Genomic DNA, 14,295 nt, shown 5'->3' on the forward strand with positions numbered 1-14,295 from the left:
ATGTTACGTTGGCTCATTGGATTGGTATTAAATGCACTTGTCCTAATGGGCATTGCGTACTTATTTTCCGGATTTGAGATAGCTGGCTTTGGAACGGCCATTTTAGCAAGTTTACTATTGTCGATTGTCAATATGATTGTTCGGCCAATTTTAGTTGTATTCACATTTCCGATTACGATTTTAACATTAGGTCTCTTTTTATTTGTTATTAGCGCATTAACATTAATGTTAACAGCGTGGATGATGGGTGATTCTTTTGTCATTGACGGCTTTTTCACAGCGGTTTTAGCAGCTATTTTAATTGCATTAGCGCAAACCTTTGTCATCAAACCTTTAAAGAAGAAGAAATAGTTGAATGAAAGCACCACTTTCTTTTTTTACAGGTGGTGCTTTTTACTATTGTCTCTCTTTACAAACTCATGGTCATAGCGATGTGCGGGTGAACATGCTAGAATGTGTATAAGCACATGTGTTGCATTTTACTGACAGCTTGTTAGAACGAAAAGGGTGGGATAGATCATGGAAAAGGTGACAATCAAGGATATTGTAGAGAAATTTGATTTAGAAATTCTAGCAGGTGAAGAAGGGATTCATCGAAAGATTCCAACAAGTGATATTTCACGTCCAGGGATTGAAATTGCGGGATACTTTAATTTTTATCCTGTTAAACGTGTACAATTACTTGGGCGAACAGAATTGACATTTCTTGAGCATATGGATCCAATTGTGAAAAAAGAAAGAATGGACAAGCTCTGTACATATGATACCCCTGGAATTATTATTACTCGTGGGATGGAGCCGCCACAAGAATTAATTGATGAAGCGGAAAAGGTCGGTCTTCCTTTGCTGAGATCCTCTTTATCAACAACAAGATTAAGTAGTAGCTTAACAACGTACCTTGAAAGTCAGATGGCACCAACAACAGCCATTCATGGTGTGTTAGTTGATATTTATGGTGTTGGTGTTTTAATTACGGGTAATAGTGGTGTTGGTAAGAGTGAAACAGCTCTTGACCTCGTACGACGTGGTCACCGTCTTGTCGCCGATGATTCTGTCGAGATTCGTCAAGATACAGAAGGAACGCTCATTGGTAGTTCTCCAGAGCTGATTCAGCATTTACTCGAAATTCGTGGATTGGGTATTATTAATGTGATGACATTGTTTGGAGCAGGTGCGGTTCGTCCTTATAAACGAATTGTTCTTTGTGTTAATTTAGAGCTATGGGATCAGAAGAAGGCGTATGATCGATTAGGTTTGGAAGAAGAAAAAATGAAAATTATTGATACAGATATTACGAAATTAACGGTTCCTGTTAGACCTGGTCGTAACTTAGCGGTTATTATTGAAGTAGCAGCGATGAACTTTCGTTTGAAGCGATTAGGTTATGATGCTGCACAGGAATTTACAAAACGATTATCGAATGTCATTGAAGAAGGAGATCATGACGATTTCCATTAAGAGGAGTGAGTTGAGTGGAGGGACAAATTGAACCGCTAAATCCGGTATTTTTAGAGCTAGGACCTTTTACGATTTATTGGTATGGAGTTTTAATTGGGTTTGGAGTCTTTCTAGGTTATTTCTTAGCCTCTAGAGAAGCTGTGAAAAGGGGAATGCCTAAGGATACGATTGCTGATTTATTACTTTATGGTATTCCCATTGCAATTATTTCTGCTAGGCTATATTATGTGGTATTTCGATGGGAGCACTTTGCTGACAACCCAATTGATGTGATCAAAATTTGGGAAGGTGGACTAGCGATTCATGGTGCTTTAATTGGTGCTGTGGCAACGTGCTATGTTTTCACAAAAAAGAAGAACTTATCATTTTGGCAGTTAGCCGATGTCATTGCACCGAGTATCATTTTAGGTCAAGCAGTTGGACGGTGGGGGAATTTCATGAACCAAGAGGTTTATGGGGGACCTGTTACAAGAGAATTTCTTGAAGGGTTGTCTTTACCTGAATTTATTATTAATCAAATGTACATAGGTGGCACCTATTACCATCCGACTTTTCTCTATGAATCGATTTGGAATTTGCTTGGGTTAATCTTATTACTATGGCTTCGTCGCTTCAGTGTGCGCCAAGGGGAAATATTCTTATCTTATCTCATTTGGTATTCCGTAGGACGTTTCTTTATTGAAGAAATTCGTCTAGATTTCTTACTAGTCGGTGGTTTGAAAACAGCACAGGTGGTTTCGGTGCTGCTTGTTATTGGTGCGGTAAGCTTAATGATCTATCGTCGTAGAAAACCAAATACACCACGCTATCATGATCCGGCACTGCCAGAGGCTAAGAAGAAAAAGAGCGCTAAGAAAAAGAAAAAATAAGTTGCACTGATTGAAAGGAAGTTTACGTATGCCAACGATTGATACGATACTTTTTGATTTAGATGGAACGTTAATTAATACGAATGATTTAATTATTGAGTCGTTTCTACAAACACTTGAACATTTTCGCCCAGGTGAATATAACCGTGAGAAAGTAATCGAATTTATAGGTCCTCCATTAGCAGATAGCTTTCGTTCTGTTGATCCAGACCGAGTAGATGAGATGATTACTCATTATCGCGAGTTTAATCACCGAATGCATGATGAACTTGTTACGGAGTATGTTGGGGTGTATGCGACGATTGAAAGGCTATATAAGCAAGGCTATAAGCTAGCGATCGTCACAACGAAAATTCGCAAAACAGCAATGATGGGGTTACAGCTAATGAAGCTTGACCAGTTCTTTGATATTGTGATTGGGTTAGATGATGTCGAGCATGCAAAGCCACACCCTGAACCACTTGAAAAAGCACTAGAGCAATTAGGTTCTGAAAAGAAATCGGCGATCATGGTTGGCGATAGTCATTCCGATATTTTATCAGGAAAAAATTTAGGAATACCGACAGTTGCTGTCGCTTGGTCAATAAAAGGAATTGATAAGGTAAGGAGCTTTGGAGCTGATTACATCATTGATGAGATGGCCGATCTACTGCCAATTGTTGGAGCTGATCATACGTGAGCCGGAAAACTGAACGCTACCCTGTCAAAACAGCTAACTCCCTTTGGCATGTGTACAAAACGGTTCCTTTTTTTAAAGTAGTGAAGAACTTCATTGTGATCCAAATAGCTCGTTATACACCTATTTTAGGACTGAAAAATAGGATGTATCGCCGATTTTTACGAATGAAGGTTGGTGATGAAACAGCTGTTGCGTTAATGGTCATGATGGATGTGATGTTTCCAGAGCGTATTCGTATTGGGGCTAATTCAATCATTGGCTACAATACAACCATTCTTGCTCATGAGTATTTAATTGATGAATATCGTTTAGGGGATGTCATTATCGGTGACCGTGTGATGGTTGGTGCAAATACAACGATTTTACCTGGGGTGACGATTGGCGATGGAGCGATCATTTCAGCAGGAACGCTCGTTCATAAAGATGTACCAGCTCACACGTTTGTTGGGGGCAATCCTATGAGAGTGATACGAGAATTGAACGAGTCTGCTCATCAAAGAGAAAACACTTATTAAATGTATACGCTGAGGAAAGTGTAAAAACACTAACCTCAGTGTTTTTGTCGTTATGAGGATTTTCATACAAAGAAGCGCGGAACCTCATTGCTTAAAGCGTGCTCTAGATGAAAGAAGTGGAACGTTATTTCCGTTCATACACAAAAGAAAAGAAAAACGAATTGCAAATGGTCAAATAGAGGAATGAGGTTCTACAAAGGAGGCTGAAAATGGATTGGTGGAGGCGTCAGCTCCGCTCGTTCCACGTTTTACTTTTAAAAAAGTTTAAGTGCCTCTGCACGCACGATATTTTTTAGATTATTTCGTCTTTGGTTATTGACGCTAATGGTAGGACGGTGTACACTTACTAATATCTTTAACTTGTTAGCACATTAGCGAACTAAAGTATTAAGCGAATATAAAATGAATCTGCAAGGGGTGGCTAGAATCATGTCTAAGTTGTTTATGTTTGAAAAGCCAATAGGAATGCGAGATACACTACCGCACATGTATGCGACAAAGAAAAACGTACGTGAACAGCTTGAACACGAAATGACGAGCTGGGGTTATCAAATGATTGAAACACCAACGTTAGAGTATTATGAGACGGTTGGTTCAGAGTCCGCCATTTTGGATCAGCAATTATTTAAATTACTTGACCAGCAAGGCCATACACTCGTTCTTCGCCCAGATATGACGGCTCCGATTGCCCGACTTGTTGCTTCGAGCTTGAAAGGAGAAGCCTATCCGCTTCGTTTAGCGTATGGATCAACAGTTTTTCGTGCACAGCAAAATGAGGGTGGAAAGCCAGCTGAATTTGATCAAGTGGGGATTGAGTTGATTGGAGATGGAACGGTAAGTGCGGACGGTGAAGTGATATCACTTATGATCGCAGCTTTAAAACGTGCAGGTCTTTCTCATTTTAAAGTCGCATTAGGGCATGTAGGATTCGTAAATGCGTTTTTATTAGAGATCGTTGGCAGTGAACAGCGTGCCGATTCATTGCGTCGCTTCCTATATGAAAAAAATTATGTTGGTTACCGTGAGCATGTGAAAAGCTTACCGCTTTCATCGATTGATCAAGGAAGATTATTAGGTCTGTTGAAGCTACGTGGAAATGAAGGAACATTAGATGAAGCGAGAAAGCTTGTTTCAAGTCAACAAGGATTAAAAGCGATTGAAGAGCTGTCTGAACTACTGGATGTATTGGAGAGCTATGGTTACGCAGATTATGTGAAATTTGATTTTAATCTTGTGTTGCATATGAGCTATTATACAGGTGTTGTGTTTGAGGGCTATGGTGGAAACTTAGGAGTGCCATTATGTAGTGGAGGCCGTTACGATGAATTATTAGCCAAATTTGACCGTCCTGGTCAAGCAACTGGCTTTGGCGTACGTCTCGATTTGTTAATTGAAGCATTAGGGGAAACGAAAGCAATCGAACAAACGTGCATTTTATTTAGTAAAGAGCGTCGAAAAGAAGCGTTTGAGAATGCAGCGTCTTTAAGAGAAGCAGGCAAAGCCGTTGTTCTGCAAGATATTGCTGGAGTGGCAGATGTAGACGCGATGTCTGGGCAATATGAAGAGGTGCTTTACTATATCGGTGCAAAGAAGGGAGAGGTGTAGAATGACGGACTGGTTAACTGTAGCAATGCCAAAGGGTCGGATTTTTGAAGAAGCTGTAGAGTTGTTACGGAGAGCAGGCTATCAGCTTCCATCTGAATTTGATGATTCTCGTAAATTGATCATTGATGTTCCTGAGGAGAAGATGCGATTCATATTAGCAAAACCGATGGATGTACCGACCTATGTTGAGCATGGGGTAGCTGATATTGGCGTCGCTGGTAAGGATGTCATGATTGAGGAGGAGCGAGTTGTCTACGAAGTGCTTGATTTGCAAATTAGCGCTTGTTATATGGCTGTTGCTGGACTTCCTGGTTATGAAAAATCAGATATAAATCCTAAGGTCGCCTCGAAATATCCGAATTTAGCAACGCAATATTTTAAAGAGCAAGGGGAGCAGGTTGAGATTATTAAGCTAAATGGCTCGATTGAACTAGCTCCGCTCATCGGCTTAGCAGATCGAATTGTTGATATCGTTTCAACAGGGCAAACGTTAAAGGAAAATGGTTTAATTGAGCTTGAAACGATGGTTACGATTACGTCGCGCTTAATTGTGAATCCTGTTAGTTACCGCATGAAGGATGAGCGTATTGATCAAATGGTTGAGCGATTATCAAAGGTGATTGAGGAGGAAAGTGCATGAAAATCATCCAAGTCGAAGGTGAAGTGAGCTTAAAGCGTGATATTGATACAGGAACAGCTGAGCAGCTTGCAGCAGTCGAGCGTATTATTCGTCAAGTGAATGAAGAAGGGGATCAAGCATTGTTCACTTTAACTGAACAATTTGATCGGGCCGTATTGTCGAAGCTTCGTGTTGAACGAGAAGAAATGCTCATAGCACACGAGCAAATGGATGACGAAGTACTTGAAGCACTTCGTGAAGCGATTGTGAACGTGCGAGATTTTCACGACCGTCAAAAGCGCCAGTCTTGGATGACGACGAAGGCGGATGGGACGATTCTCGGTCAGAAAATCACACCTCTTGATTCAGTCGGTGTCTATGTACCAGGTGGAAAAGCTGCTTATCCATCTTCAATTATGATGAACGTTGTACCAGCACAAGTGGCTGGTGTCAAACGAATCGTAATGGTCTCACCTCCGCAAGCAGATGGGACATTACCAGCAAGTGTACTGGCAACAGCTTATGAGCTTGGTGTTGAGGAAATTTATAAGGTTGGTGGCGCACAAGCGATTGCTGCGCTAGCATTTGGAACGGAAACGATTCAACCAGTCGATAAAATAACCGGACCAGGGAACATTTACGTTGCCTTAGCGAAGCGTGCTGTGTTTGGTGCAGTTGATATTGACATGATCGCCGGTCCGAGTGAAATTGTTGTGTTAGCTGATGAACAAGCGAACCCGAGATATATTGCAGCCGATTTGCTTTCACAGGCTGAGCACGACGAGCGTGCCTCAGCGGTACTCGTTACACCTTCTCAGAGATTGGCAGAGCAAGTTAGCAAAGAAGTCATGAAACAGCTCGAAACGCTACCGAAAAAGGGAATAGCCGAAAGCTCGATTCGTGATTACGGAGCGATTTATGTGACGAGAAATGTAGACGAAGCGATTGAGGCAGTAAATGAATTAGCACCAGAGCATTTGGAATTGTTAACGGAGGAGCCAATGGCATTGGTTGGGCGTATTCGCCATGCTGGGGCGATTTTTGTTGGACCTTATAGTTCGGAGCCAGTTGGTGATTATTTTGCTGGACCGAACCACGTCTTACCGACCAATGGTACAGCTCGTTTTTCAAGTCCTTTAAATGTAGATGACTTTACGAAGAAATCAAGTATTATTTCATATAGTCAACAAGCACTACAACTGAATGGTGGAACTATTTCTAAGCTAGCTCGATTAGAAGGGTTAGAAGCTCATGCAAGAGCAATTGATATCCGTTTGGAGGGGAAATAAGTGAGAGAAGCGACGATTGAACGTCATACAGGGGAAACACAAATTAAGCTTGCTTATACGATTGATGGAGAAGGAGTATCAAAGCAGGATTCGGGTGTCCCATTTTTAGATCATATGCTTGATTTATTTACAAAACACGGTCATTTCAATTTGGAAGTCGACGCAAACGGCGATACAGAGGTCGATGATCATCATACGACGGAGGATATCGGCATTTGTCTAGGACTTGCAATTAAGGATGCACTCGGAGATAAAAAAAGGATTCGTCGTTACGGGAATGCCTTTGTACCGATGGATGAAACGTTAGCACAGGTTGTCGTTGATTTAAGCAATCGTCCTCACTTAGAATTTCGTGCTGAGTTCCCGAGTCAAAAGGTCGGGACATTCGATACTGAACTTGTCCATGAATTCATGTGGAAGCTAGCGCTTGAAGCACGAATGAATTTGCATATTATCGTTCACTACGGTCAAAATACACATCATATCATTGAAGCGGTTTTCAAGGCGTTAGCTAGAGCGCTTGATGAGGCGACGAGTATTGATGAACGAGTAAAAGGGGTTCCATCAACGAAAGGAATGTTGTAAATGATCGGCATTATTGATTATGGAATGGGGAATTTGCATAGTGTCAGCAAGGCGTTAGAACGACTTGATTTAGACTATATCATGAGTGATAAAATCGATGATCTCCAAGGAGTAGACGGATTACTACTTCCGGGAGTTGGCGCTTTTCCTGATGCGATGAAAACATTAAATCATATCGGGATGACCAAATTTATTCAGCAGTGGGCGGAAGAGGGGAAACCGTTGCTAGGCATTTGTCTTGGAATGCAACTGTTATTTGATGAAAGTAGTGAGCATGGACGAACAGAAGGCCTCCAATTACTCCCTGGTCACGTCGAACGTTTTAAAGGTGTCGATGAAAATGGTGAGACGTACAAAGTACCTCACATGGGCTGGAACCAGCTGCATTTTCAACAGAAAGATCATCCGTTGCTAGAAGGCGTTAATGAGGGACACGTTTATTTTGTTCATTCGTATGTTGTGAAGCATCGTGAGGACGATGTTCTTATTGCCTCAAGTGAATATGATGGAGTTGTTCCAGCTGTTGTTGGGAGAAAAAACGTGCTCGGCACTCAATTTCACCCTGAAAAAAGTAGTGATGTAGGGATGACGATTTTACGTAATTTCGGCAAGCTAGTGAAGCAAGGGGGAGAAGCACATGAGCACGTTTAATATTTATCCAGCGATCGATATGCGAGATGGCAAATGCGTTCGCTTAGTTCAAGGAGATTATGACCAAGAAACGGTCTATGGCGATTCACCGTTCCATATGGCTGAACAGTTTGCAAATGACGGAGCAACTTGGATTCATATGGTTGATCTTGATGGGGCAAAAGCAAAGAAACGAGTCAATCATGAGTATGTCATAAGAGTTGCGAAAGAGCTTAATGTAAAGGTACAAATTGGTGGAGGAATTCGCACAGCGGACGATGTCGCTTTTTACCTAGAACAAGGAGTAGACCGAATTATTTTAGGAAGCGTTGCGGTAAATAATCCACAGTTTACGAAAGAAATGCTGCAAAAGTATGGCGGTGAACGGATTGTCATTGGTCTCGATGCGCGAGATGGATATGTCGCAACAGAAGGCTGGTTGGAAACATCGTCTGTTAAAGCGGAAACGCTCGCTCAAGAGCTCGCTCGTCATGGTGCAGAAGTGTTTATTTTTACTGATATTTCTCGTGATGGAATGCTATCTGGTCCGAATACAGAAGCGATTACAGCACTTGCTGAAGCAACGGGGAAGGAAGTCATTGCCTCAGGTGGCGTAAGCTCGCTTGCAGATTTGGATGAACTGAGGGAACGTGCAGGTAAAGGTGTTGGTGGCGCGATTGTCGGTAAAGCTTTGTATACGAACCAGTTTACGTTGAAAGAAGCTTTAAAAGGAGGCAACTAAATGCTCACAAAGCGTATTATTCCATGTTTAGATGTCAAGGAAGGTCGTGTCGTGAAAGGAGTACAATTTGTTGATCTAAGAGATGCTGGTGATCCAGTTGAATTGGCTGCTTTTTATGATCAACAAGGAGCAGATGAACTTGTTTTTCTTGACATTTCAGCGTCTCATGAAGGTCGTGAAACGATGATCGAGGTCGTTGAGCAAGTTGCTGGAACATTAGCGATTCCGTTCACAGTTGGTGGTGGCATTAATAAGCTTGATGATATGAAGCGGATCCTACGTGCGGGGGCTGATAAGGTTTCGTTAAACACGGCAGCGGTCCTACGTCCGGAGCTTATAAAAGAAGGAGCTGATTTCTTCGGGTCGCAATGTATCGTTGTGGCGATTGATGCGAAATATGATGAAGAGCTAGGCTCATGGCGTATTTACACTCACGGTGGACGTAAGCCAACTGTATGGGAAGTGACGACGTGGGCGAAGGAAGCCGTACGATTAGGTGCTGGAGAAATTTTGTTAACGAGCATGGATCAAGACGGTGCGAAAACAGGCTTTGATTTAGCATTAACGAAAAAGGTGAGTGAAGCTGTATCTGTTCCGGTTATTGCCTCAGGTGGTGCAGGAGGAAAGGAAGATTTCAAGGATGTATTTGAGGATGCCAAGGCAGATGCAGCATTAGCCGCTTCAATCTTTCACTATAAGGAAACGTCTGTAGCAGAAGTGAAAGGGTATTTAAGAAAAGAGGGTGTGACAGTACGATGAGTATAGAAGCAATCCAATTTGATGAAAAAGGGCTCGTCCCAGCTATTGTGCAGGATGCGGCTAGTAAAGAAGTACTAACGCTTGCTTATATGAACGAAGAATCGTTGAAGAAGTCGCTTGAAACGAAAGAAACGTGGTTCTATTCCCGTTCAAGACAGGAGCTATGGCACAAAGGAGCGACATCGGGAAATACTCAGACGATTGTCGATATGCGCTATGATTGTGATGCGGACGCGCTTGTCGTATTAGTCAATCCAACTGGTCCAGCTTGTCATAAAGGAGTTTATTCGTGCTTCTCCGATTCGCTTTTAAAGGAAGAAGTGCAAGTGAATCCGTCACGATATGCGATATTAGATGAGCTTGAGCGACTTATTGCTGAGCGTGAGGCTGAACGCCCTGAAGGAGCATACACGACCTATCTATTTGAAAAAGGCGTCGACAAGATTTTGAAGAAGGTCGGTGAGGAAGCCGGTGAGGTGATCATTGCTGCGAAAAACCGTGATCATGAAGAATTAAAATGGGAAGTTGCTGATTTGTTCTATCATACACTCGTTTTATTACGAGAACAAAAGCTTCCGTTTGATGAAGTGCTGCGAGTGTTAGAGGAACGTCATAAAAGGTAGGAACAACAAGAGCACTGGAAAAGTTGATTTGTAGTTTTTCAGTGCCCTCTGAACAACAGCATTCTTGAAGGAGGATGCTGTTTTGTTTAGTAAGCAGAATTATAAACCAACTAAGTGGATTTCAGCTTGCCTCTTCCTCCTGCTGGAGTTGGCCACCCTCTAGTCAAAAAACTCCATATGCGTTTTTTCTTGTTTATAGTAATCTAATCTATCTTGTAGCCCACCTGTATGAAATTCAAACTTATGCCCATCTGGATCTGTGAAATAAATGGATTTTTTATCTCTTTGATTTCTTGGACGACTTGATAATATGTTTACATTCAATCTGTTTAGTTTTTCGTACATTTCATCATATGTTTCTTCTTCAATTGAAAATGCTATGTGAGTATAGGATTGGTTTATTTCATTACGAGGTATATGTTTCTCTTCATTGAGGGCGAGCCATATTCCATTTAAATCAAAGTATGCAGTACTCCTTCCTTTTAGTAACAATTTTGCATCAAATACATTTTTATAAAACTCTGTAGAAATTTCTAAATCAGAAACTGAAAATAAAAAATGATTTAGTCCTTTAATCGACATTTTATCACCCCTATAAAATAGTAATCTTTACTCTCATCAATATAGAAATGCCTCATCAAGTGAACTCTCCTGTATTTTAACTTACAAATAGGCAACGGTTTGTACAATTTGCTTAGGAGTACAGAAAAAAGGTTTGTTATTTACCTTTATATGCATGCTTGAATCTTTCTAAGGGACTGTGCGAGTCTACAAAAATTGTGTATACTGAGGAGATAGAAAAGGAAGTATGAAAACAGGTGGAGGGAAAAGGCTGCATGAGAGTAACCGAACATGATCAAGGAAATGAAAATATTGTCCCTTTTTATCAGACAGGTGACTATTTCTTTCATCGCGGAGTCGAAGCGTTTAGAAAGAAAAACCATCAACGAGCGATTAAACTGTTGGAGCGTGCGATTAAATTAACGTCACAAGAGCCTGTTTTTCATGTTCAGTTAGCTGCTATCCTTTCTGAAGTTGGGGATTATGAGCGTTCGAATGATATATTAATGCGCGTATTAAAGGAACATGAAGGAAATGTGGCTGAATGTTACTTTTTTATGGCGAATAATTATGCCTATTTAGGCTTTTTCCATGAAGCAGAGCAAGCAACAAAGAATTATTTAGAAATGAGTGAAGATCAACGTTTTGCCGAGGATGCACGGAGTTTGTTGGAGCTTCTTAGATTCGAGGCTGAGGATACAGATTGGGAAGATGAGATGATCGTAGAAGAGGAGTATGAGCTTCTCATGCAACACGATCAGGCTTTACGACTGTTGCGTTCTGGTCAATTGAATGAATCGATTCCTCTGCTAGAAGAGATTATCGATGAACATCCAACCTATTGGACGGCATATATTCAAGCAGCTGAAGCTTACTTCCGTATTGGTGATAAGCAATCGGCTTATGAGCTTTGCCTAGCTGTTTTAGATAAAGAACAAGGAAATGTATTCGCGCTATGCCAACTAGCCATGCTGTATTGGCAAGATGGACATACTAAGAAGGCTGAGCCATATATTCATGCTTTACGTCAGCTTTATCCTATCGACGTGGAACAAAAGATGAAGGTTGCTGAGGTTCTCTGTCAAGTCGGGGACTACGAGCAAGCCTATCAACGATTAAAAGCGATGAAAAAAGCGATACTAGAAACGAAAACGTCCGCATTGTGCTGTTTAGGGATTGCTGCTCATTTTTTATGTGACCCAGATGCGATGCGTTTTGTGCAACGAGCAGCGAAACTCGGTGATGATCAAGCAAAGAGAATTGTAAGTGGAGAGTTAAACATAAGCGACGCGCAGAGCTGGCAAGGTTCTTTTTAAACTGACTATCACGGGAGGTTTGGGCTTCTAACGTTACTCATTTCTATGAAAGAACCCCACTTTCAGAAAAACTTGAACCTGTTGTAACGGCTCCACACAGCGCAATTAAGAAAAGACGCTACCTGAGTTTTCCTTAAGCAATTAAATAGACAGAATGGGTCGTTTTGATTACGATAAAGATATAAATAAAGAGATCAAAGGAGTGTAGAAAACATGACGGAAGAAAATGTGTACGATGTTGTCATTGCGGGTGCAGGACCTGCTGGAATGACAGCTGCTGTTTATACATCTCGTGCTAATTTATCAACGATTATGCTTGAGCGTGGAATGCCTGGAGGACAGATGGCAAATACGGAGGATGTCGAGAACTACCCAGGTTTTGATCATATTCTTGGACCTGATTTATCAACAAAGATGTTCGAGCATGCGAAGAAGTTCGGTGCTGAATACGGCTACGGGGATGTGAAGGAAATTGTCGATGAAGGTGATTTCAAGATCGTTAAAGCAGGCTCAAAAGAGTATAAGGCTCGTGCCGTGATCGTAGCAACTGGTGCTGAATATAAGAAGATGGGTATTCCTGGTGAGAAGGAATTTAGTGGACGTGGTGTTTCCTATTGTGCGGTTTGTGACGGTGCTTTCTTTAAAGGAAAAGAGCTTGTCGTTGTTGGTGGAGGAGATTCAGCGGTTGAAGAGGCTGTGTATTTAACGCGTTTCGCTTCAAAAGTAACGGTCATCCACCGTCGCGATGAATTACGTGCTCAGAAAATTTTACAGCAACGTGCTTTTGATCATGACAAAGTTGAATTTATTTGGAGTCACGTTGTTAATGAAATTCATGGTGATAATGGTAAGGTCGACCGTATTTCAATAGAAGATGTGAATACAGGTGAACAACGTGATTTCAAAACAGATGGTGTCTTCATTTACATTGGAATGTTACCGCTCAATGACAGTGTGAAACAATTAGGCATTACGAATGAAGAAGGCTACGTTGAAACGAATGAGGAAATGGAAACGAAAATTCCTGGTATCTTTGCTGCAGGTGATATACGTGAGAAATCATTACGCCAAATTGTGACTGCAACAGGTGATGGTAGTGTTGCTGCACAAAATGTTCAGCACTATATTGAAAGTTTGCAGGATAAAGCAAAGGTCTGACATCAATTCGCAATCAAACGTCACTCGTTCTTAATCACTCTGTAACAGTCATGAAATATAAAAAGGGTACTATAGAGATAAGTAATTGACCCCCTTTTTTATATACTTTATCGCACGGACTACGGTTCGTGCCCTTTTTTTTATAAAAAGGTTGGAATATTGTGTAAAATTGGAGTTTATTGCGACAAAACTTTTAAAATTTGAAATAATAATAGGACAACTATAGACTAAAGTCCTGACTTGGAATGATAAGAACTCCAGTCGCGTTAGGGTTGACTTTGCTCGTTGCACGCTGTCTGTAAGAAAAAATGTTTTGAAATGCTGACTTTTCGGTGTTTCTTAAACATGTTTTGCCGACCTTTCTTGATTGTAGGAACGTTCACTTGAGGGTATAATATAATCATAGTGAGGTGGAAATGTTGCAGCGTGTTACGAATACAGTCTTACAATCAGATGGGAAAGTGTTACTTTTACAAAAGCCTAGTCGGCATTGGTGGGTTGCTCCTGGTGGGAAAATGGAACCAGGTGAGTCGATTATTGAATCTGCTAAACGAGAATTCCGTGAAGAAACTGGCTTACATATAAAAGATCCTAACCTTCGAGCTGTGTTTACGATGGTCATGATGAAGGATCAAAAGGTTGTCAATGAGTGGATGATGTTCACCTTTCATGCAACTGATTATGAAGGACAGTTATTGAAAGAGTCACCAGAGGGGAAACTTTCGTGGAAGCAAGAGCATGAAGTGCAGCAGTTGACGATGGCTGAAGGAGATTTGTGTATGTTTGAGCATGTTCTACAACGTCAAGGGGTATTATATGGTACCTTTTATTACACAGAAGAGTTTGAATTAATCTCGCATCGACTAACTCCGGATTTTACATAATGT

At 41.2% G+C, this 14,295-nt stretch carries 16 protein-coding genes and 1 pseudogene; 16 read left to right on the forward strand and 1 reads right to left on the reverse strand.

Annotated elements, in window-relative coordinates; all coding sequences use genetic code 11:
- The 13 genes from JCM9152_RS13835 (at position 1) to hisIE (ending at position 10,373) form a co-directional block, all read left to right on the forward strand.
- Entirely contained in the window at positions 1 to 351 is a 351-nt protein-coding gene (locus JCM9152_RS13835) for a phage holin family protein (RefSeq protein WP_035345446.1), read from the forward strand.
- A 168-nt stretch (positions 352 to 519) separates the two neighbouring features.
- Positions 520 to 1,458 carry an HPr(Ser) kinase/phosphatase gene (hprK, locus tag JCM9152_RS13840; RefSeq protein WP_035345449.1) on the forward strand — a complete coding sequence of 313 codons (939 nt, stop codon included), beginning with the start codon at positions 520 to 522 and terminating at the stop codon, positions 1,456 to 1,458.
- Between the two features lie 14 nt (positions 1,459 to 1,472).
- Positions 1,473 to 2,327 (forward strand): prolipoprotein diacylglyceryl transferase, encoded by an 855-nt coding sequence (lgt, locus tag JCM9152_RS13845; RefSeq protein ID WP_035345453.1) that lies wholly within the window; start codon positions 1,473 to 1,475, stop codon positions 2,325 to 2,327.
- Between the two features lie 28 nt (positions 2,328 to 2,355).
- Positions 2,356 to 3,006: a pyrophosphatase PpaX gene (ppaX, locus tag JCM9152_RS13850; RefSeq protein WP_035345456.1), complete on the forward strand. Its 651-nt coding sequence runs from the start codon at positions 2,356 to 2,358 to the stop codon at positions 3,004 to 3,006.
- Entirely contained in the window at positions 3,003 to 3,521 is a 519-nt protein-coding gene (locus JCM9152_RS13855) for an acyltransferase (protein WP_035345459.1), read from the forward strand. Before ppaX ends, JCM9152_RS13855 begins: the two co-directional genes overlap by 4 nt.
- A gap of 429 nt (positions 3,522 to 3,950) precedes the next feature.
- A complete protein-coding gene (locus JCM9152_RS13860) occupies positions 3,951 to 5,126 on the forward strand; it encodes an ATP phosphoribosyltransferase regulatory subunit (RefSeq protein WP_035345462.1) in 1,176 nt (391 codons plus the stop codon).
- Position 5,127: 1 nt separating this feature from the next.
- On the forward strand, positions 5,128 to 5,766 hold the full coding sequence (gene hisG, locus JCM9152_RS13865) for an ATP phosphoribosyltransferase (protein WP_035345465.1): 639 nt from the start codon (positions 5,128 to 5,130) through the stop codon (positions 5,764 to 5,766).
- Entirely contained in the window at positions 5,763 to 7,034 is a 1,272-nt protein-coding gene (hisD, locus tag JCM9152_RS13870) for a histidinol dehydrogenase (protein ID WP_035345467.1), read from the forward strand. The genes hisG and hisD overlap by 4 nt, the downstream gene beginning before the upstream one ends.
- Complete coding sequence (hisB, locus tag JCM9152_RS13875; RefSeq protein ID WP_035345469.1) at positions 7,035 to 7,619, forward strand: imidazoleglycerol-phosphate dehydratase HisB; 585 nt, start codon at positions 7,035 to 7,037, stop codon at positions 7,617 to 7,619.
- The gene (hisH, locus tag JCM9152_RS13880; RefSeq protein WP_035345472.1) at positions 7,620 to 8,270 is read left to right on the forward strand and encodes an imidazole glycerol phosphate synthase subunit HisH; all 651 of its coding nucleotides are present in this window, start codon (positions 7,620 to 7,622) and stop codon (positions 8,268 to 8,270) included.
- Positions 8,257 to 8,991 carry a 1-(5-phosphoribosyl)-5-[(5-phosphoribosylamino)methylideneamino]imidazole-4-carboxamide isomerase gene (hisA, locus tag JCM9152_RS13885; protein WP_035345475.1) on the forward strand — a complete coding sequence of 245 codons (735 nt, stop codon included), beginning with the start codon at positions 8,257 to 8,259 and terminating at the stop codon, positions 8,989 to 8,991. The genes hisH and hisA overlap by 14 nt, the downstream gene beginning before the upstream one ends.
- Positions 8,992 to 9,750 carry an imidazole glycerol phosphate synthase subunit HisF gene (hisF, locus tag JCM9152_RS13890; protein ID WP_035345478.1) on the forward strand — a complete coding sequence of 253 codons (759 nt, stop codon included), beginning with the start codon at positions 8,992 to 8,994 and terminating at the stop codon, positions 9,748 to 9,750.
- The gene (gene hisIE / locus JCM9152_RS13895; RefSeq protein WP_035345481.1) at positions 9,747 to 10,373 is read left to right on the forward strand and encodes a bifunctional phosphoribosyl-AMP cyclohydrolase/phosphoribosyl-ATP diphosphatase HisIE; all 627 of its coding nucleotides are present in this window, start codon (positions 9,747 to 9,749) and stop codon (positions 10,371 to 10,373) included. Before hisF ends, hisIE begins: the two co-directional genes overlap by 4 nt.
- Positions 10,374 to 10,532: 159 nt before the next feature.
- Here hisIE and fosM read toward each other — a convergent pair whose 3' ends face one another.
- The gene (gene fosM, locus JCM9152_RS13900) at positions 10,533 to 10,955 is read right to left on the reverse strand and encodes a FosM family fosfomycin resistance protein (protein WP_035345484.1); all 423 of its coding nucleotides are present in this window, start codon (positions 10,953 to 10,955) and stop codon (positions 10,533 to 10,535) included.
- A gap of 254 nt (positions 10,956 to 11,209) precedes the next feature.
- Here fosM and JCM9152_RS13905 point away from each other — a divergent pair, with 254 nt between their 5' ends.
- From JCM9152_RS13905 to JCM9152_RS13915, 3 genes and pseudogenes are all read left to right on the forward strand, one after another.
- On the forward strand, positions 11,210 to 12,250 hold the full coding sequence (locus JCM9152_RS13905) for a tetratricopeptide repeat protein (RefSeq protein ID WP_035345487.1): 1,041 nt from the start codon (positions 11,210 to 11,212) through the stop codon (positions 12,248 to 12,250).
- 210 nt (positions 12,251 to 12,460) lie between these two features.
- Positions 12,461 to 13,408: pseudogene (gene trxB / locus JCM9152_RS13910) on the forward strand (thioredoxin-disulfide reductase); the annotation flags it as partial.
- Positions 13,409 to 13,824: 416 nt separating this feature from the next.
- The gene (locus tag JCM9152_RS13915) at positions 13,825 to 14,292 is read left to right on the forward strand and encodes an 8-oxo-dGTP diphosphatase (protein ID WP_081728055.1); all 468 of its coding nucleotides are present in this window, start codon (positions 13,825 to 13,827) and stop codon (positions 14,290 to 14,292) included.
- Positions 14,293 to 14,295 lie beyond the last annotated feature (3 nt).

This window comes from Halalkalibacter hemicellulosilyticusJCM 9152 (assembly GCF_000513115.1).
Taxonomy (GTDB): domain Bacteria; phylum Bacillota; class Bacilli; order Bacillales; family Bacillaceae_D; genus Halalkalibacter; species Halalkalibacter hemicellulosilyticus.